Source organism: Sulfuricella sp. T08, assembly GCF_000971475.1.
Classification (GTDB): domain Bacteria; phylum Pseudomonadota; class Gammaproteobacteria; order Burkholderiales; family Sulfuricellaceae; genus Sulfuricella.
This window is the reverse complement of sequence record NZ_DF967579.1, coordinates 1-1,175: the sequence shown is the minus strand read 5'-3', so window position 1 is coordinate 1,175 and position 1,175 is coordinate 1. Positions and strand designations below refer to the sequence as shown.

The following is a 1,175-nucleotide window of genomic DNA, read 5'->3' as shown; positions in this document are numbered from 1 at the left end:
ACAACACCAGCACCCACGGTACGACCACCTTCGCGAATCGCGAAGCGCAGACCTTCTTCCATCGCGATCGGCTGAATCAGCGCGACCGTGATCGAGATGTTGTCGCCAGGCATCACCATTTCCGTGCCGGCCGGCAGTTCAATCGCGCCGGTTACGTCGGTGGTACGGAAGTAGAACTGGGGACGGTAGCCCTGGAAAAACGGGGTGTGACGACCACCCTCGTCTTTGCTCAGTACGTAGATCTCAGCGGTGAACTTGGTGTGCGGGGTGATCGAGCCTGGCTTGGCTAGCACCTGGCCGCGCTCAACATCTTCACGCTTGGTGCCGCGCAGCAGTACGCCGACGTTGTCACCTGCCTGACCCTGGTCCAGCAGTTTGCGAAACATTTCTACGCCGGTGCAGGTGGTCTTGATGGTGGGCTTGATGCCGATGATTTCGACTTCTTCGCCAACCTTGACGATGCCGCGCTCGATACGTCCGGTAACGACGGTGCCGCGACCAGAGATGGAGAACACGTCTTCCACCGGCATCAGGAAGGCGCCGTCTATGGCGCGCTCTGGCTGGGGAATGTAGGTGTCGAGGGCTTCGGCCAGTTTGATAATGCTGGGTTCACCGATGTCGCTCTGGTCGCCTTCGAGGGCTTTCAGGGCGGAGCCGATGATGATCGGGGTGTCGTCGCCGGGGAAGTCGTACTTGGAGAGCAGTTCGCGCACTTCCATTTCAACCAGTTCCAGCAGCTCAGGATCATCCACCATGTCGGCTTTGTTCATGTAGACGATGATGTAGGGCACGCCTACCTGACGGGCCAGCAGGATGTGCTCGCGAGTCTGGGGCATCGGGCCGTCTGCGGCGGATACGACGAGGATGGCGCCGTCCATCTGGGCGGCTCCGGTAATCATGTTCTTGACGTAGTCGGCGTGACCCGGGCAGTCAACGTGCGCGTAGTGACGATTCGCGGTTTCGTATTCGACGTGCGCGGTGTTAATCGTGATTCCACGTGCCTTCTCTTCCGGCGCGCTGTCAATCTGGTCGTAGCCTTTGGCTTCACCACCAAACTTCTTCGACAGTATCGTGGTGATCGCCGCCGTCAGCGTCGTCTTGCCGTGGTCCACGTGACCAATCGTGCCTACGTTTACGTGCGGCTTCGTCCGCTCAAATTTGCCTTTTGCCATGAT

At 59.3% G+C, this 1,175-nt stretch carries 1 protein-coding gene; it reads right to left on the bottom strand.

Features of this window, described 5'->3' with window-relative positions; translation table 11 throughout:
* The coding region (gene tuf / locus SCT_RS15220) for an elongation factor Tu (protein ID WP_059424660.1) at positions 1-1,172 on the bottom strand (1,172 nt) is incomplete at its 3' end.
* Between the last annotated feature and the right edge of the window lie 3 nt (positions 1,173-1,175).